The organism is Paraburkholderia sp. J94 (assembly GCF_905220285.1).
Classification (GTDB): domain Bacteria; phylum Pseudomonadota; class Gammaproteobacteria; order Burkholderiales; family Burkholderiaceae; genus Paraburkholderia; species Paraburkholderia tropica_A.
Map to the genome: position 1 here is coordinate 400566 of NZ_CAJMZH010000009.1, position 18093 is coordinate 418658.

At 67.0% G+C, this 18093-nt stretch carries 15 protein-coding genes; 7 read left to right on the forward strand and 8 right to left on the reverse strand.

All coding sequences use genetic code 11. The features are described 5' to 3' along the window. Nucleotides 1-268 precede the first annotated feature (268 nt). Complete coding sequence (locus tag U4Y88_RS21740; RefSeq protein WP_310633440.1) at nucleotides 269-1930, reverse strand: acyl-CoA synthetase; 1662 nt, start codon at nucleotides 1928-1930, stop codon at nucleotides 269-271. Nucleotides 1931-2106: 176 nt separating this feature from the next. Between U4Y88_RS21740 and U4Y88_RS21745 the strand changes: the two genes are divergently transcribed. After that, nucleotides 2107-2883: a Crp/Fnr family transcriptional regulator gene (locus tag U4Y88_RS21745; RefSeq protein ID WP_405045122.1), complete on the forward strand. Its 777-nt coding sequence runs from the start codon at nucleotides 2107-2109 to the stop codon at nucleotides 2881-2883. Between the two features lie 147 nt (nucleotides 2884-3030). Further along, nucleotides 3031-3426: a DUF4148 domain-containing protein gene (locus U4Y88_RS21750; protein ID WP_321786237.1), complete on the forward strand. Its 396-nt coding sequence runs from the start codon at nucleotides 3031-3033 to the stop codon at nucleotides 3424-3426. A 63-nt stretch (nucleotides 3427-3489) separates the two neighbouring features. On the opposite strand, the gene U4Y88_RS21755 is transcribed toward U4Y88_RS21750, so the two are convergent. After that, nucleotides 3490-5142: a penicillin-binding protein 2 gene (locus tag U4Y88_RS21755; RefSeq protein WP_321786239.1), complete on the reverse strand. Its 1653-nt coding sequence runs from the start codon at nucleotides 5140-5142 to the stop codon at nucleotides 3490-3492. Here U4Y88_RS21755 and U4Y88_RS21760 point away from each other — a divergent pair. Further along, entirely contained in the window at nucleotides 5135-5278 is a 144-nt protein-coding gene (locus tag U4Y88_RS21760; protein ID WP_310633437.1) for a hypothetical protein, read from the forward strand. The genes U4Y88_RS21755 and U4Y88_RS21760 overlap by 8 nt on opposite strands. Before the next feature lie 206 nt (nucleotides 5279-5484). Here U4Y88_RS21760 and U4Y88_RS21765 read toward each other — a convergent pair whose 3' ends face one another. Next, a complete protein-coding gene (locus tag U4Y88_RS21765; protein WP_321786241.1) occupies nucleotides 5485-7032 on the reverse strand; it encodes a methyl-accepting chemotaxis protein in 1548 nt (515 codons plus the stop codon). Between the two features lie 715 nt (nucleotides 7033-7747). On the opposite strand from U4Y88_RS21765, the gene aepX reads away from it, so the two are divergent. Genes aepX through U4Y88_RS21780 form a run of 3 tightly spaced genes read left to right on the forward strand, consistent with a single transcriptional unit; the run spans nucleotide 7748 to nucleotide 11725 of the window. Continuing rightward, the gene (gene aepX, locus U4Y88_RS21770) at nucleotides 7748-9442 is read left to right on the forward strand and encodes a phosphoenolpyruvate mutase (RefSeq protein WP_224014305.1); all 1695 of its coding nucleotides are present in this window, start codon (nucleotides 7748-7750) and stop codon (nucleotides 9440-9442) included. Continuing rightward, nucleotides 9439-10647, forward strand: a complete 1209-nt coding sequence (gene aepY / locus U4Y88_RS21775; RefSeq protein WP_224014303.1) for a phosphonopyruvate decarboxylase — start codon at nucleotides 9439-9441, stop codon at nucleotides 10645-10647. The genes aepX and aepY overlap by 4 nt, the downstream gene beginning before the upstream one ends. A 10-nt stretch (nucleotides 10648-10657) precedes the next feature. After that, the gene (locus tag U4Y88_RS21780; RefSeq protein ID WP_321786243.1) at nucleotides 10658-11725 is read left to right on the forward strand and encodes a 2-aminoethylphosphonate aminotransferase; all 1068 of its coding nucleotides are present in this window, start codon (nucleotides 10658-10660) and stop codon (nucleotides 11723-11725) included. A gap of 110 nt (nucleotides 11726-11835) precedes the next feature. On the opposite strand, the gene U4Y88_RS21785 is transcribed toward U4Y88_RS21780, so the two are convergent. After that, the gene (locus tag U4Y88_RS21785) at nucleotides 11836-13056 is read right to left on the reverse strand and encodes a PepSY-associated TM helix domain-containing protein (RefSeq protein WP_321786245.1); all 1221 of its coding nucleotides are present in this window, start codon (nucleotides 13054-13056) and stop codon (nucleotides 11836-11838) included. Between the two features lie 267 nt (nucleotides 13057-13323). Continuing rightward, complete coding sequence (locus tag U4Y88_RS21790; RefSeq protein ID WP_224014297.1) at nucleotides 13324-13473, reverse strand: hypothetical protein; 150 nt, start codon at nucleotides 13471-13473, stop codon at nucleotides 13324-13326. Nucleotides 13474-13714: 241 nt separating this feature from the next. On the opposite strand from U4Y88_RS21790, the gene U4Y88_RS21795 reads away from it, so the two are divergent. After that, nucleotides 13715-14110 (forward strand): hypothetical protein, encoded by a 396-nt coding sequence (locus U4Y88_RS21795; RefSeq protein WP_321786247.1) that lies wholly within the window; start codon nucleotides 13715-13717, stop codon nucleotides 14108-14110. Between the two features lie 31 nt (nucleotides 14111-14141). On the opposite strand, the gene U4Y88_RS21800 is transcribed toward U4Y88_RS21795, so the two are convergent. The 3 genes from U4Y88_RS21800 to U4Y88_RS21810 form a co-directional block, all read right to left on the reverse strand. After that, nucleotides 14142-14729: a nucleotidyltransferase family protein gene (locus U4Y88_RS21800; protein WP_321786249.1), complete on the reverse strand. Its 588-nt coding sequence runs from the start codon at nucleotides 14727-14729 to the stop codon at nucleotides 14142-14144. A 112-nt stretch (nucleotides 14730-14841) separates the two neighbouring features. Continuing rightward, nucleotides 14842-17082 (reverse strand): xanthine dehydrogenase family protein molybdopterin-binding subunit, encoded by a 2241-nt coding sequence (locus U4Y88_RS21805; protein ID WP_321786251.1) that lies wholly within the window; start codon nucleotides 17080-17082, stop codon nucleotides 14842-14844. Further along, on the reverse strand, nucleotides 17079-18080 hold the full coding sequence (locus tag U4Y88_RS21810; RefSeq protein ID WP_321786253.1) for a xanthine dehydrogenase family protein subunit M: 1002 nt from the start codon (nucleotides 18078-18080) through the stop codon (nucleotides 17079-17081). Before U4Y88_RS21810 ends, U4Y88_RS21805 begins: the two co-directional genes overlap by 4 nt. Nucleotides 18081-18093: the final 13 nt, after the last annotated feature.

Here is an 18093-nt window from a genome sequence, read left to right on the forward strand (position 1 = left end):
TTGCGTTCGACCACGGAACCAAGCTTAGCGAGAGGCGGGCAGGGAAAACGTGACCACTTGTAAGCTTTCGTTTCACTCAAATCCTCATAAGAAAAACGCCGTTTTAACAATCGATCCTTGATGCAGAACGGATTACCGGATCTTTCTGAAGGTTGCCGACGCGGATTAAAGGGCCGGGTTGTCAAGAGGCGTTACATTCGGCGGCCCGTGTCGTCGCGCTGAAGCCGCTTCGACGCGGGCCGCCGCCTTCCAGTCTTTCAAAAGCCCTTCATTTAGCGGGCTTTTCGGCTTTGCCGAGATCGATCGCGCTTTGCGACCCCACTTGCGCGCGCAACTCGTACTTCTGAATCTTGCCGGTCGCGGTGCGCGGCAGTTCGCCGAACTTCACCACGCGCGGCACTTTGTAGTGCGCGAGAAAGAGCCGGCAATGCGCGACGATCTCTTCGGCGGTCGCGCTCGCGCCCGGACGCAGCTCGACGAACGCGCACGGCACTTCGCCCCACTTCGGATCGGGCATCGCGACGACGGCCGCGAGCGCGACCGCCGGATGGCGATACAGCGTGTCCTCCACTTCGATGCTCGAAATGTTCTCGCCGCCCGAAATGATGATGTCCTTGCTGCGGTCGGTGATGCGCACGTAACCGTCGGGCGTCATCACGCCGAGGTCGCCGGTATGGAACCAGCCGCCGCGAAACGCTTCTTCGGTGGCGCGCTCGTTCTTCAGATAGCCCTTCATGCAGATGTTGCCGCGGAACATGATCTCGCCGAGCGTTTCGCCGTCGTTGGGCACGGGTTCCATCGTCGTGGCGTTGCGCACGCTCACGCCCGCCTGCAGGTGATAACGCACGCCCTGACGCGCGGCGAGGCGCGCCTGTTCGTCGTCGGGCAGCGACTGCCACGCCTCCTGCACGGCGCACACCGAAGCGGGTCCATAGACCTCCGTGAGCCCGTACACGTGCGTGAGTTCGATGCCGATCTGCTTCATCTTCGCGATCACGGCCGGCGCGGGCGGCGCGCCCGCGACCATCGTGCGCACCGTGTGGGCGATGCCTTCGCGATACTCGGCAGGTGCATCGGCGAGCGCGCCCTGGACGATGGGCGCGCCGCAATAATGCGTGACGCCTTCGGTGCGAATGAGATCGAAGACGAGCTTCGCGTCGAACTTGCGCAGACACACATTCACGCCCGCGCGCGCCGCGACGGTCCACGCGAAGCACCAGCCGTTGCAGTGAAAGAGCGGCAGCGTCCACAGATAGACGGCGTGCTTCGGCAGATCCCATTCAAGGATGTTGCTGACCGCGTTCAGATACGCGCCGCGATGGTGATAGACCACGCCCTTCGGATCGCCGGTCGTGCCCGAGGTGTAGTTGAGCGCGATGGCGTCCCATTCGTTGGCGGGCAACTGCCACGCGTACTCGGGGTCGCCCTGTTCGAGGAAGGCTTCGTAGTCGGTCGAGCGCGGGAAATGCTCGGGATCGGCGGGCGCGACGTCGGCGACCGTGATGATCTTCAGTTCGGGAAACGCGAGCGCCGCGCGTTGCGCGAGCGCGGCGTATTCCGTATCGACGATGAGCGCTTTTGCTTCGCCGTGACGCAGCATGAACAGCATGGTCGCGACGTCGAGCCGCGTGTTCAGCGTGTTGAGCACCGCGCCCATCATCGGCACGCCGAAGTGGGCTTCGACCATCGCCGGAATATTCGGCAGCAGCACGGCGACGGTGTCGCCGCGGCCGATGCCCGCGCGTTCGAGCGCGCTCGCGAGGCGGCGGGTGCGCGCGTAGGTGTCGCGCCAGTTGCGCCGCACGCTGCCGTGAACCATTGCGAGTCGGTCGCCATAGACTTCGGCGGCGCGCGCGATGAAATCGATCGGCGTGAGCGGCACGTAATTGGCTTCGCGCGGCGCGAGGCCGTCTTCGTAGGGGTGCAACATGGCGCTGTCTCCTGTCTGCGCGCGGGATGTCGCGGCGTGCCGTGCGATGCGAAAGTGCATGCGATGCGGCGGCCGGACGGCCCGTGCGGATTGACGGTTTATCGGTATGATTCGCGCTACCGTAGCAGGACCGCGCGCCCGAGTCTGTCGCTGGCGCGACAGAGCGGCCGTGCCGAATGATCTATTTCAAGGTGAGCGCCATGACGCAGCCCATTATGCCCCCGGACAACGCCTCCGCCGCGCTCGCGGGCCGCATCGATGCGCGCGACGCGGCGCGGCTCGCGGCGTTGTTCGAGCGCTTCGCGTGGTTCCGTTCGCTCGACGCCGAACACCGCGCGTGGGTGCTGGACAGCTCGCACGCGCAGAGCTGGGCCGCGGGCGCGACGGTGGCCGCGCGCGAGGCGCCGTCCGCGTACTGGCTGGGCGTGAGCAGCGGGCTCGTGAAGCTCGCCATCTTCAACGCGTCGGGACGCGGCTGCACGTTCTCGGGCGTGCCGCACGGCGGCTGGTTCGGCGAGGGCAGCGTGATCAAGCGCGAGCCGCGCAAATACGATGTGATCGCGCTTCAGCCTTCGCTCGTGATGGCGGTGCCCGCCGACACGTTTCATCGCCTGATGGATAGCAGCCTGCCGTTCAACCGCTTCGTGATCCATCAGTTGAACAACCGCATGGGCGAATTCATCGGGCTGATCCAGAACAGCCGTTTGCTCGACGTCGATGCGCGCATCGCCCAGGCGCTCGCGCAGATGTTCAATCCCGATCTCTACCCGGAGACGGGCCGCGCGCTCGAAATCTCGCAGGAAGAGATCGGCATGCTGGCGGGCGCGTCGCGGCAGCGCGTCAATCAGGCCTTGCAGACGCTGGAACGCGAAGGTCTCGTCACGCTCGCGTACAACCGCGTGGACGTGGTGAATCTCGACGCCTTGCGCGCGTTCGGACGCGATCAGATTTGAGCGCGCGCGTGGGGCGGTTTGCGCGCGCCCACGCCAACAATCCCCTGCAATCTTCCGCGGACTGGAACAGTCCTCCCCTGTGCGGTGCGTTTTTACGCGCTCGCTCGCTGCGTAGACTTGTCGCATCGACTGACACAGGAGAGCAAGGTGAAGAACGCAATGCTACGCACGGCGCTGGTTTCGATAATGGCGATCGCGCCGGCGATCGCGTTTGCGCAGTCCATCCACAACGGTCCGGTGACGCGCGCGCAAGTGCTGCAGGAGCTGAAGGATCTGGAATCGGTGGGCTATAACCCGTCGCAGGCGAGCAACGCGAATTATCCGAACGATATCGAAGAGGCGATGCGTCGTCTCGAAGCGAAGCGCGCCGATGAGGCTCGCCTCGCGCAAGCACAGGCGCAGCCGCGCGCGCAGGATGTCGCGCAATCGAATCAAGCGGCGGAAGCGGTGGAAGCGGTGCAATCGGGCTACGGCACGGAACCGGCGCAATCCGGACAGACAGGCACGCGCGTCGCGCAGCCCGCTGCCGAAGCGCAGCACTAAAACCGCACTGAAACCGCAGTAAACCGCCGTAAAAGCGAAACGCGGCCCAACCGGCCCGCGCATTCACTGAGCAGCGGCGAGCGCCTGGCGCGCCAGCGGCGTCTGCAAATCCGGCGGCACGCCCATCAGTTGCAGCGTGCCCTGCGTGACACCCGCGAACACCGGCCCCGCGACGGTGCCGCCGTAGTACGAGCGGCCCGCCGGATCGTCGATCATCACGGCGACGATCACGCGCGGCGCGCTCATCGGCGCCATGCCGACGAACAGCGCGCGATAGCGGTTCTTCGCGTAGCCCGCGCCGATCTGCTTGCGCGCGGTGCCGGTCTTGCCGCCCACGCGATAGCCCTCGACGTTCGCGGCGCGGCCCGTGCCGCCTTCCGTCGTCGCCATTTCGAGCATCTTGCGCAGCGCCGCCGCCGTGGCCGGCGTGGTGACCGCGCGCGGCGCGGTGGCGGTGGTGACGGGCGCGCCGTGCAGCAGCCTGGCCGGATACATCGTGCCGTCGCCCGCGTAGGCCGTGTAGACCTGCGCGATCTGCAGCAGCGACGCCGAGAGCCCATAGCCATACGCCATCGTCGCCTGTTCGATCGGACGCCAGCGCGCCCACGGCCGCACGCGTCCCGCCGCCGCGCCGGGAAACGTCACCTCGGGCCGCATGCCGAGCCCGTAATCCTGATACTTGTTCCAGATGGTCTGCGCGGGCAGGTTCAGCGCGATCTTCGCGAGCGCGATATTGCTCGACTTCTGGATCGCCTCGGCCACCGTCATGCGGCCGTGATTCGAGGTGTCGTGGATCACCGCAGGCCCGATGCGGTAGGTGCCCGGCGAAGTGTCGATGATGCTGTTCGCGTTGACCTTGCGCAGATCCATCGAGAGCGCGGCGACCACCGGTTTGATCGTCGAACCGGGCTCGAAGGTGTCGATCACCGCGCGATTGCGCAACTGCTTGCCGGTCAGGCGCGCGCGGTTGTTCGGATCGAACGACGGCCAGTTCGCGAGCGCGAGAATGTCGCCGTTCTGCGCGTCGAGCACCACGACGCTGCCCGCTTCCGCATGATTCTTCTCGACGGCCGCCTTGAGCTGCGTATAGGCGAGCTGCTGCACGCGGCGGTCCACGGTGAGCTGCACGGTCTCGCCGTTCTTCGGCTGCACGCGCTCGCTCGGCTCGGAGATCACGCGCCCGAGGCGGTCGCGGATCACTTCGCGCTGGCCTGGCGTGCCGCGCAAACGCGCTTCGGCGGCGAGCTCCACACCTTCCTGGCCCGCGTCTTCGACGTCGGTGAAGCCCACGACGTGCGCGGCCGATTCGCCTTCGGGGTAATAGCGCTTCGAGTCGGCGATCAGCGTGATGCCGCCGGTCGCCATTTCGTCGATGTGCGCGGCGGTGTCGGCGTCGACCTGACGCTTGAGCAGCACGAACGAGCGGTCGCCGGCGAGGCGGCGGCGCAGTTCGGCGATCGGCATGTCGAGCAGCTTCGCGAGCGGCGACCAGGCGGCTTCGTCGAGGATTTTCGGATTCGCCCAGATCTCGAAGGTTTCGAGACTCACCGCGAGGATCGCGCCGTTGCGGTCGACGATGCGCCCGCGCATGGCGTCGAGTTCGAGCGTGCGCTGATAGCGTTTTTGCCCTTGCTTGACGTAGAAGTCGTGATTGACGACCTGCACCCAGAGCGCGCGGCCCGCGAGCGCCGCGAACGCGGAGAACGTGATGAACACGATCAGCTTCGAGCGCCAGGCGGGCAGCTTCGACGCCAGCAACGGATGGCGGGTCGCGGTGGCGTGCGGGTCGCGCGGCGGTTTTCTCGAACGGATCATCGTGGGCGAGGGCGGTGTCAATCGAATGGCATTGTAAACTGTGTGTAATTTAATTGAAATTTACGTGGCGAGGCGGGGCAGCACGTGATGTGATGCGGCGCAGGGAAAGTGCAGGGGGCGTGGCGGGTGGAGAGACGCACGGCGGGCGCGGTGGTGCGCCCGCGCCGATGTCCGGGTGGCGCGTGGCGCGCCCGGACATCGGCGATCAGTCGATTCGGACCGCGATGCTCAAAACGCCGATGCTCAAGCCGCCACCGGCAACTGGAAACTCGCAATCGCCTCGCGCAGCCCCGTCACCTGATCCTTGAGCGAATGCGCGGCGGCGGCGGCTTCCTCGACCAGCGCGGCGTTCTGCTGCGTCACCTGATCCATTTCGCCCACCGCGCGGTTGACCTGCTCGATGCCTGCGCTCTGCTCGCGCGACGCGTGGCTGATCTCTTCGAGAATCTCGTGCACGCGCCGCACCGATTGCACGATCTCGCCCATCGTCGTGCCCGCGTTGGTCACGAGTTGCTGGCCTTCGGCGACCGTGCCCGTCGACTGCTCGATCAGCGCCTTGATCTCCTTGGCCGCCGCCGCCGAGCGCTGCGCGAGGCTGCGCACTTCGGCCGCGACCACGGCGAAGCCGCGGCCCTGTTCGCCCGCGCGCGCCGCTTCCACGGCGGCGTTCAGCGCGAGGATATTGGTCTGGAACGCGATGCCGTCGATCACGCCGATGATGTCGCCGATCTGCTGCGAACTCGTCGTGATGGCGCCCATCGTGCGCACCACGTCGTCGACGACGCTGCTGCCGCGCGTCGCGATGTCGGCGGCTTCGCTCGCGAGCGTGGCGGCGTGCTGCGCGCTGTCGGCGTTCTGGCGGACGTTGGACGTCATCTCGTCCATGCTCGATGCGGTCTGCACGAGCGCGGCCGCCTGTTGCTCGGTGCGCTGCGAGAGATCGGTGTTGCCCGCGGCGATTTCGTTCGCGCCCACGTTGATGTTTTCCGCGCCGCTGCGCACGCGCGCCACGGTCTGCACGAGCGCGCCCTGCATCGTCGCGAGCGCGCGCATCAGGCTCTGCGCGTGGGTGCCCTGCGCATCGACGCGCGAAGTCAGGTCGCCCTGCGCGATGCGGTTGGCCGTGTCGACGGCCACTTCGAGTTCGCCGCCGATGCTGCCGCGCACGCTGCGCACGACGAACACCATCACCACGGTCGCGATGCCGCCGAGCACGAAGGTCACGAGCAGCCAGCGCACGAGGCTGCCGTAGAACGCGGCGCTCACGTCGTCCATATACATGCCGGTCACGATCACCCAGTCCCACGGCGCGAAGCGGTTGCCGAAGCTCAGCTTCGGCACGGGCTCGCTATGGCCGGGCTTGGCCCAGAGGTAATCGACGAAACCGCCGCCCGGCTGATTCGCGGCCTCGGACAGCGCGGTGAACACATGCTTGCCGGCCGGATCGGTGAAACCGGCGAGCATCTTGCCGTTGAGTTCGGGCTTGATCGGATGCATCAGCATGACCGACTGCGAATTGTTGATGCTCAGATAGCCGTCGCCGCCGTAACGGATCGAACCGATCACGGCGAGTGCCTGTTTCTGCGCCTCGGCTTCGGGCAGCGCGTTGCGTTGCGAGAGGCTGTAGTAATAGTTGGCGATGCTGCTGGCTTCGTCGACGAGCGTGGTCAGTTGCGCGCGCCGTTCGCGGATCATGGAGTCGCGGCTTTGCCATGCGCCGAAGGCCACGATCAGCAGCAGGCCGATCCAGAGGATCGTGATCATCGAGCGGAGTTTGGTGTTGAGCGTCATCGTGTATCGGATGGTTCTAAGGCTGGCATGAGGGCGTCGAGTCAGGCACCGCGAGCGCTGCGCCTGTGCGTGTTAACGGCGTTTGCGAGCGTGCGGGCGAGTCGGGACGAACCCTCGGTCAAGCCGTTTCCTCATACAAAACAAGGCGTTGACGCGAGCGGCTGCGTGCATGGCGACGTGCATATGCACAGGCGCCACGCGCATCATCCACATGAGTACAAAAAACGCCGTATTTCGCGCTTAAAAGCCACAAATTTCACAGCAACTCCATGATTTGCCACTTCTGGCGGGATTCGACGACAAGCAATAATCATTTCCGCTATAGTCGCGGCTTCGGCTCAAGGCTGCCCTTGTCATGCGGGCGTCGCGCCGTTGTTGTAGGGGCTGCGAACGAGTGCGTTCCTGTGCGTGTCCCGAATCTGTTACCGCGACGGTTGCGGTTCGAATGCAGCTTCGGATTCGCTAATGCAGGATCGATTCTTATTCGCGCTTCGCTTCTGATATAGCGGGCAATTCGCAAGCAACACGTCGGTGTTTCGCAAGCGAGAAGCAAGTCGCCCGCAAGCGATTGAGTACGACAACGGGCCACGCACCAGGCAACGCAACTAGCAACGCAGCAAGCGGCGCCCAGGCCAGAAAAGTCATTTCCCAACGATGCGACGCGCGCGGCGCAGGCAAAACATTGCGCCCACGCGACGTCCACTGGAGTTACACGATGAACGCACGCGAACCCGCACTGGTTCCGGCATCGCGCAGCGCACGGCTGCGTCAGATGCTGGTCAGCAACGAACTTGAATTCCTGATGGAAGCGCACAACGGCCTGTCGGCACGCATCGCGCGCGAAGCAGGCTTCAAGGCGATCTGGGGCTCGGGCCTCTCGATCTCCGCGCAGTTCGGCGTGCGCGACAACAACGAAGCGAGCTGGACCCAGGTGGTCGACAACCTCGAGTTCATGGCCGACGCGAGCGATCTGCCGATCCTGCTCGACGGCGACACCGGCTACGGCAACTTCAACAACGTGCGCCGCCTCGTGCGCAAGCTCGAACAGCGCGGCATCGCCGGCGTCTGTATCGAAGACAAGGTGTTCCCGAAGACCAACAGCTTCATCGGCGGCGAAGCGCAACCGCTCGCCGACATCGACGAATTCTGCGGCAAGATCAAGGCCGGCAAGGACTCGCAGACCGACGAGAACTTCTCGATCGTGGCGCGCGTCGAGGCGCTGATCGCAGGCTGGGGCATGGACGAAGCGCTCAAGCGCGCCGAAGCGTATCGCCTCGCGGGCGCGGACGCGATCCTCATCCACAGCAAGCTCTCGAAACCTGACGAGATCCTCACGTTCGCGCGCGAATGGGCCGGTCGCGGTCCGCTGGTGATCGTGCCGACCAAGTACTACAGCACGCCGACCGACGTGTTCCGCAAGGCGGGCATCAGCACGGTGATCTGGGCGAACCATCAGGTCCGCGCGGCCGTCTCGGCGATGCAGGCCGTCACGAAGACGATCTACGAAACGCAGACGCTCGTCGACGTGGAAGACCGCATCGCGACCGTCAACGAAATCTTCCGTCTGCAGGACGCCGACGAATATTCGGACGCCGAGAACCGCTATCTCTCGACCACGCGCTCGGCCGGTTCGGCGATCGTGCTGGCGGCAAGCCGCGGATCGGGCCTCGACGCCGTCACCGAAGACAAGCCGAAGGTCATGCTGCCGGTCGCGGGCAAGCCGCTGCTGCGCTGGCTCGTCGACGCGTTCAAGAAGGAAGCGGTCAACGACATCACGGTCGTGGGCGGCTACAAGGCCGAGGCGATCGACACGGCGGGCATCAAGCTCGCGCGCAACGAGCGTTACGCGCAGACCAACGAACTGGCCTCGCTCGCGTGCGCCGTCGACGCGCTCAAGAACGACACCGTGATCTCCTACGGCGATCTGCTGTTCCGCAGCTACATCCTGCGCGACCTCGTGGAAAGCGACGCGGAGTTCAGCGTGGTGATCGACTCGTCGCCGGAATCGGAAAACGCGAGCGTGCGCGACTTCGCGTGGTGCTCGTCGGGCGACGACCGCGGCCTGTTCGGCAACAAGATCTATCTCCAGCGCGTGTCGTCGGATCAGGCTTCGCAAGGCGTCGCGCCGTCGGGCCGCTGGATCGGTCTGATGAACGTGCGCGGCGAAGGCCGTGAAAAGCTCAAGAACAAGCTCGCGCAACTGCAGACGCAAGCCGACTTCGACACGCTCGACATGCCGGCGCTGCTCAACGCGCTGATCGCCGACGGCGAGAAGATCGAAGTGCAATACGTGCGCGGCCACTGGCGCGGCGTGAACGACCTCGAAGATTTCCGCCGTGCCGGCGACTTCGCGCACGCGCAAACGCCGATCGGCAGCGACGCGGGTTCGAAGCCGGAGGCGAACGCATGATCGAAGCGGCACAGTTCGTCGAAGCGGCGCGCGCGCGCGGCTTCGAATGGTATGCGGGCGTGCCGTGCTCGTTCCTCACGCCGTTCATCAATTACGTGCTGCAGGACGAGTCGCTGCATTACGTCAGCTCGGCCAACGAGGGCGACGCCGTGGCGCTGATCGCGGGCGTCGCGCTCGCAGGCAAGCGCGGCATCGCGATGATGCAGAACTCGGGTCTCGGCAACGCGGTGAGCCCGCTCACCTCGCTCACGTGGACTTTCCGTCTGCCGCAACTGCTGATCGTGACGTGGCGCGGCCAGCCGGGCGTCTCCGACGAACCGCAGCACGCGCTGATGGGCCCGGTCACGCCGCAGATGCTCGACACGATGGACGTGCCCTGGGAGCTGTTCCCCACGGAAGCCGACCAGATCGCGCCCGCGCTCGAACGCGCCATCAAGCACATGGACGAAACGGGCCGCCCGTATGCGCTCGTGATGCAAAAGGGCAGCGTCGCGCCGTTCGAATTGCAGGGCGGCGGCTCGATGCCCGCGAAGCACGCGCTGCCGGTGGCGCAGTCGAAGTTCACGGGCGTGGGCTACGACGATCTGCCGACGCGCCAGCAGGCGCTCGAACGCGTGATCGCGGCGACGCCCGCCGAATCGACGGTGGTGGTCGCTTCGACGGGCTTCTGCGGCCGCGAGCTCTACGCCATCGACGACCGCTCGAACCAGTTGTACATGGTCGGCTCGATGGGCTGCATCAGCTCGTTCGCGCTCGGTCTCGCGCTCGCGCGCCCCGACCTGAACGTGGTCGCGCTCGACGGTGACGGCGCCGCGCTCATGCGCATGGGCAACTTCGCGACGCTCGGCGCTTACGGTCCGTCGAACCTCACGCACGTGCTGCTCGACAACGGCGCGCACGACTCGACGGGCGGCCAGGCCACCGTCGCGCAGCAGGTTTCGTTCGCGAACGTGGCGGCGGCGTGCGGTTACGCCGACGCCGTGGAAGGCGACGATCTCGCCACGCTCGACGCCGTGCTGCAAGCCGCGCGCGAACGTGCGACGGGTGCGAACGGTGTCGCCGGCGCACGCTTCGTACGCCTGACGATCAAGCGTGGCACGCCCGACGGCCTGCCGCGCCCGACCATCACGCCGCCCGACGTCAAGTCGCGTCTCATGCGCCATATCGGCGCCGAGGCTGCGGCTGTCGTCAACGCCGCTCAATAAGGAATCGCCGATGCTGTTGCTCAATCCCGGCCCGGTCACGCTCACGGAACGCGTGCGCCGCAGCCTGCTGCAGGAAGATCTGTGCCATCGCGAAAGCGAGTTCTTCGACGTGCAGGAAGAGGCGCGCACGCGTCTCGTCGGCGTCTACGATCTCGATCCCGCGCAGTGGCAGGCGGTGCTCATGACCGGTTCCGGCACGGCCGCGGTCGAGAGCATGATCGCTTCGCTCGTGCCCGCGAACGGCAAGCTGCTGATCGTCGAAAACGGCGTGTACGGCGAGCGCATCACCGCGATCGCCACGCAGTACGGCATCGCGCACGAAGTGGTGAAGCACGAGTGGATGCAGGCGCCCGATCTCGCGCGCATTACCGCCGCGCTCGACGCCGACAAGTCGTTCACGCACGTGGCGATCATTCATCACGAGACCACCACGGGCCGCCTGAACGATCTGCGCGCGCTGGGCGAGGCGTGCCGCGCGCGCGGTGTGCAGATGCTCGTCGACGGCGTCAGCAGCTTCGGTTCCGAAGCGATCGACTTCGACGACACGAGCATCGCCGCCGTGGCCGCGACCGCGAACAAGTGCCTGCACGGCGTGCCCGGCGCAGCCTTCGTGATCGTGCGCCGCGCGGCGCTCGGCACGGCCGCGAGTCGCACGTACTACCTCGACCTCAAGCGTCTCGCGACGCTGCAGGATCAGCGCAATACGCCGTTCACGCCGTCGGTGCACGCGTATTACGCGCTGGTCGAGGCGCTGCGCGAACTGGCCGACGAAGGCGGCTGGAAGGCGCGTCACGCGCGCTATGCGGCGCTCTCGGAGCAGGTGCGTGCGGGTCTCGCCGCGCGCGGCATGGACTGCGTGCTGCCGAAGGACGAATCGTCGGTGGTGCTGCGCGCGTTCCGTCTGCCCGCGGGCGTCGACTATCCGAAGCTGCACGACGCGCTCAAGGCGCGCGGCTTCGTGATCTACGCGGGGCAAGGCGGTCTGTCGAAGGAGCTGTTCCGCATCTCGACGATGGGCGACATTCATGCCGCCGACGTCGAGCGTCTGCTGGCGTCGTTCGACGCGATCGCGCAATAACGCTTTACGTTTCGCGATTCGATTCGTTTTAGCCCGTAAAAAAAGGCCTTGCAGCGTGAAAGCGCTGCAAGGCCTTTTTGTTTTGGCGCGAGCCGTAATCGGCGTAACGATTAACTCACGGTGCGTTCGCGCGTGCGCACGGGCACGTTCTGCTTCGACGACTTGCGGCGCGCGCGCGCTTTCTTCAGCCAGATCAGCACGCCGGTCACGCTGAGCATCGCCACGACGATGCCCGTGAAGCTGATCGCGATGCGTCCCGGCAAGCCGGCGATGCGGCCCGAGTGCAGCGGAAACTGCGCCTGAATGAAGATGTCGCCCGCGCTGCCGCGTCCGGGAATCTGGCGGCCCAGAACCGTGTCGTTGTGGCCGTCGATCACGAGCCACGGATTGCCGAGGCCCGCGTCGCCGTGATCGTTGCCCGCGGCGAAGTAGCCCACGCCATAGGCGCCGAAAGCGGGCATCGCGAACAGGCCGCCGGGCGGCGCGGTAATGCCTTCGCGTCGGCCGATCGCGCCGGCCTCGGCGACGATGCGCGTGCGCGCGGCGTCGGCCTGGGCGGGCGTGAGCGCGCCGGCGGGCGAGGGCGTGCTGAACGGGTCCGGCGCGAGCGTCGAGAAGACCGAGACCACGGGGCGCACGACCTGCGCGCCGAGATTCATCGAGATCGACGTGACGGCCATCAGGATCAGCAGGCCCCAGAGCCACACGCCGCCCGAACGGTGCAGGTCGAACGTGAGCGCGTAGCCGCCGCGCTTGAGGCGGAACGCGAGCGACTTGCGCCAGCTCTTGAGATTCGGAAACGCGAGCACGATGGCGATGAAACCGTCGAGCAGCCACACCATGCCCACCACGCCCATCGTCCAGACGCCGAAGTCGATGCCCATTTTCGTCGGCATGAACAGCGTGTAGTGGAGCTGATAGAGGAACGGGATCAGATTCTGGCGCGCGAGCGACGGCGCGCCCCACATGCGGCGGCCCTGTTCCGCGCCGGTCACGGGATCGAGCGCGATCTGGTTGTAGTCGAGCGGATACGGTGCGCCGGTCTTCGGATCGTTGCGCGGACTCACGCGCGCCATGAAGGTGCTGCCGGGCTCGATCGAGAGCGGCATATAGGTGACTTCGGCGTGCGGCTCGGCGGCCTCGAAGCGCTTCGCGAGTTCGAGCGGCGGCAGCGGCGTGCCCGGCGTGTCGGCGTGATAGAAGGACGGGTTGAGCGCGGAGTCCAGTTCGTGGTCCCACGCGATCACCGCGCCGGTCAGTCCGGCGATGAACAGGAATGCCGCCGTGCCGAGGCCGAACCAGCGGTGCAGGCGTACCAGCAGCGGTCTCATGCGGCGGCGCGGCTGGCCCGGCGGATGGCGGGAACGGGCGCGGTCAGAAAGGCGGTCACGATGGCGTCGGGCGGTTCGGTTAAACGGCGGGAGGAGCGGAAAACCCAATAGTATCCGCTATTTGACTGCAAATACGAATCGTTTGCATTCTAGGGACTGCCGCGCAACGGTGCAAGTTTTGTGAAAGGAAATAACGGGGGAGGTATCAAGAGGCGCGCGCGGATCGGATCGATCGCGCGCGGCGGGCGGCGCGGCGAGCGCCACCGCTCAGACAGGATCTTTGTTCGGCGGCCCGTCGGGGCGTTGCGGTTCCTCGCCGTGATGGCCCGGCGGCGGGGGCGTGAGCGGATCGCGTTCGGGATCGCGCGTCGGATCGGCGAGCGGTTCGGGAAGCGGGTTCGTGTGCGAGCAGATCATCGCGGCTACCTCGTGCGCGGGAGCGGCCTGGCGGAGGGCGGAAAGCGGGGCGCGTGCTTATAGCGTAGGCGATGGCGGCGATGCGTGCCGTGGAGATTCGGACGGAATGACGGCGGACTTTCGCAGGATGCGCGCATGCGTCTCCACTCGCCGATTGGCACACACGAGCGCGACGACGTGGACATCGGTCGGCGATTGTTCATCAAACCGCGTCTATTGCGCGTGGCGCAGGCCATTTTCGATGCCGATTATTGTCACCGCATCAACACTGTTTATATCTCTTCGGCATTTCACAAAATCTTACCGGGCCGTAAACTTCAGCCTTTCTCAAAAAGGGAGCGCACGCGCGCTCCATCCGATTCGGCAAGGTGATGTCATGGGTGCGGCGGTAGTGGCGGTGGTGTTCGTTCTGGGTTTGCTCGGCGTGCCGACGTTGTTTGGGCATGCATCGCACGCCAAAGCCGGGCAGCAGGTCGCCGCGGTGCAGACGCCGCCCGGCGCCGCCTCGGATACGGCTGCCGTTCGCAGCGTGGCGCTCGATTCCGCCGCGAGTTCGGCCGTGAGTTCAGCCGCGAATCTGGCCACGAATCCGGCCGCGAATCCTGCCGAGACATTGACGGACGCGAGCCGTCCTTAAACGTGCTTGAGGCGTTCTTGCGCCGCGCGGTCTAGAGCCCGTCCAGATCGGCGGGCGTATCGACGTCGCGCAGAATCCCCGGATCGTCGACGTCGAGCCGCTTGAGCGGATGCGCGCCCAGCAGCGTGCGCGCGCCCGAATCGCCGTCGAGCGCGAGCAGCGCCGCGCGATGTTCGAGGCCGAATCCCACCGGATGCCCGCGCTGGCCGTCGTGAAACGGCGCGACGAGCGACGCGCCCGCGTCGAGTTCGCGCGCGACGGCCTCGATGGTCGGCACCGCGATGCGCGGCATGTCCGCGAGCGCCACGATCCAGCTTTCGCCTTCCGTATCGGCTTCGATGGCCGCCGCGAGACTCGCGCCCATGCCGCGCACGGCGTCCGGTGCGAACACCACGTCGCAGCCCGCCTCGTTGAGCGTGTGCGCGAGCGTTTCCGCGCCGGGACGCACGACGGCGATCACTTTGGGCAGGACGAGCAGCAGACGGTGCGCGGCTTCGTGCGCGACGCAGACGCCGCCGGGCAGCGGCGCGAGCAGCTTGTTGCGCAGACCGTTGGGATCGAAGCGCGATCCCGTGCCGGCGGCGAGCAGTACGCCGGTGGCGAGCGATGCATAGGCCATGGGGTGTACCGCGCGAGAAGGGAATGGGCCGATTGTGCGGCGCAATGGCGCGCGGGGCAAGTGCGGCTTGCTCCGCGCGCCGGTTTCCGTTTGTTCGCTCGCTGGCGGCGCATCAAGCGAAGGCGTGCTGCGGCAGCATCAGCTTGTCGAGCGTGATCGGCAGATCGCGCACGCGCACGCCGGTCGCGTGATAGACGGCGTTCGCGATCGCCGCGGGTACGCCCGTAATGCCGATTTCGCCGATGCCGCGCACGCCGACCGGATTGAAACGCCAATCCGGCTGCCCCACGAACATCACGTCGAGCGCGCCGATATCGGCGTTCACCGGCACGTGGTACTGCGCGAAATTCGCGTTCGCGAAGCGGCCCGTGCGCGTGTCGAGCAGACCGTCTTCGTGCAGCGCGGTGCTCACGCCCCACACCATGCCGCCCATCAACTGGCTGCGCGCGGTCTTCTCGTTGAGCACCTGCCCCACGTCGTAAGCGCCGACGATGCGCGTCACGCGCACCGTGCCCAGTTCGGCATCGACGTGCACTTCGGCGAACACCGCGCCGAACGAGTGGAACGCGTACTGCTTGCGCTCGTCGCCGGGTTTGGCCGTGGCCTGCGCCTCGACCGGCTGGCCGCCCGCGCGCGCGACGATCGCGGCAGCGGGATCGCGGCGCGACGGATCGTTGCGCAAGACGACCCAGCCGTCGACGACGGTCACGTCGGCGGGCGCGGCGCCAAACACGGGCGAGCCGCGGTCGGCGACGGCCAGCGCGATCAGCTTGTCGCGCGCGGCCCGCGCCGCGGCCTGCACGGCGGGCGACACGCTCGCCGCCGACTGCGAGCCGCCCGAGACGGGCGCGCGCGGCAGCGTCGAATCGCCGAGCGCGAACGAAATACGCTCGGGCGGAAAGCCGAGCGCGTCGGCGGCCACCTGCGTCATCACCGTGTAGGTGCCGGTGCCGATATCCTGGGTGCCGGAAGCGACCATCGCCGTGCCGTCGGGCAGGATGCGCGCGAGCGCCGACGCCTCGCTGCGGTTCGCGGGATAGGTCGCGCTTGCCATGCCCCAGCCGATCAGCGTATTGCCCTCGCGCATCGCGCGCGGCGCGTTCACGCGCTTCGCCCAGCCGAAGCGTTCCGCGCCCGCCGCGTAGCACTCGTGCAGCGCCTTCGACGACCACGGCCTGTTTTCCTGCGGCTCCGTTTCGGCGTAATTCTTCAGGCGCAGCGCGACGGGATCGATCTTGAGCCGCCACGCGAGTTCGTCCATCGCCGATTCGAGCGCGAACGAGCCGGTGGTCTCGCCGGGCGCGCGCGTGAAGGTCGGCGTGCCCACGTTCAGCGGCACGACGCGATGGCTCGTGCTCAGGTTCGGCACCGCGTACATCATGCGCGTGACGAGACCGGACAATTCGGTCCAGTCCTCGAATGTCGACGTATGCGAAAGCGTGTCGTGACGCAGGCCCGTGAGTGTGCCGTCGCGGTGCGCCGCGATCGACAGATGCTGCTCCGTGTGCGGGCGCGAACCCACGGGGCCGAACATCTGCGGACGCGCGAGCGCGAGACGCACGGGACGGCCCGTCTGCTTCGCGGCCATCGCGCACAGGCTCACATGCGACCACGACGAGCCCTTGCAGCCGAAGCCGCCGCCGATGAACGGCGAAATCACGCGCACGTTCGCGGCGGGCACGCCGAACACGGCGGCGACCGCGTTGCTCGCGCCGGTCACGCCTTGCGTCGCGTCGTAGAGCGTGAGTTCGGGGCCGTCCCAGCGCGCCAGCGTCGCGTGCGGCTCCATCGGATTGTGGAATTGCACGGGCGTCGTGTAGATCGCGTCGATGCGCACCGCGCCTTCGCGCAGGCCCGCTTCGGGGTCACCGCGCGACGAATCGGCGGGACGGCCGGGCTGTGTGGGCGGCGTATGCGCCTGCGCTTTCGCGCGCGCGAAATCGAGCGTCGATGGCGTGGCGGCGTAGGTCGGATGAACGTGTTGCGCGGCGTCGATGGCGCGCTCCAGCGTGTCGGCGACCACGACCGCGATCGGCTCGTTGCTGTAGCGCACGACGTTGTCCTGCAGCAGCGTGAGGCGGCGGCCCGCGGGCGGTGCGAGTGGCGGCTGGCCGTGGTTCGGCAGACGCATCGCGTTTTGCCACGTCATCACGAGCAGCACGCCGGGCATTGCCTGCGCGCGGCGCGTATCGATCGACGTGATCGTGCCGCTCGACACCGTGCTCGTCACGAGCACCGCATGCGCGAGCCGCGCCTCGGGAAAATCGGACGCATAGTTAGCACTGCCAGTCACTTTCATCAGCCCATCGATGCGGTCGACGGGCTGGCCGATCAGCGGATTCGTGTCGTTCATGCGAAGTCTCCCGTGGCGCCTGCGGCCTGCAACGTCGCGCGGACGATCGCGCGCTGCGCGAGTTCGACCTTGAACGCATTGCCCGACAGCGGCCGCGCCTGCGCGAGTTCGGCGGCGGCCGCCGCGCGCAGTGTGGCGGTGTCGAGCGTGCGGCCCGCGAGATGCTGTTCGGCGAGACTCGCGCGCCACGGCTTGTGCGCGACGCCGCCGAGCGCGATGCGCGCGCTTCGCACGCGTTGGCCGTCGAGTTGCAGCGCCGCCGCAACGGAAACGAGCGCGAACGCGTAGCTCGCGCGGTCGCGCAGCTTCAGGTAGTGCGCGTGATCGCTGAATGCGGGCGGCGGCAGATCGACCGAAGTGATCAGTTCGCCGGGCGCGAGCGTGGTGTCGAGATCGGGACGCTCGCCGGGCAGACGATGAAACTGCGCGATGGGAATCGCACGCGCGCCGTTCGGGCCGCGCACGTGCACGACGGCGTCGAGCGCCGCGAGCGCCACGCTCATATCGGACGGATTCACGGCCACGCATTGCGCGCTCGCGCCGAGTATCGCGTGCAGGCGGTTGAAGCCGCCGAGCGCCGCGCAGCCGCTGCCGGGCGCGCGCTTGTTGCATTGGGCGAACGCGGTGTCGTAGAAGTAATCGCAGCGCGTGCGTTGCAGCAGGTTGCCGCCGACCGTCGCCATGTTGCGCAATTGCGGCGACGCGCCCGCGAGCAGCGCCTGCGAGAGCAGCGGATAACGCGTGCGCACGAGCGTGTGATTGGCGGCGTCGCTGTTGCGCACGAGCGCGCCGATGCGCAGGCCGCCGTCGGGCAAGGTCTCCACAAGATCGAGCGACGCGAGGCGCGTGATGTCGATCAGCGTGACGGGATGCGCGAGGCCGCCTTTCATCAGATCGAGCAGATTCGTGCCGCCGCCGATGAAGGCCGCGCCCGGTTGCTGCGCGGCGGCGATCGCGGCGTCGATGCTGGCGGCGCGCTGGTAGGAGAGAGCGTCCATAAGCGTGCTCCGT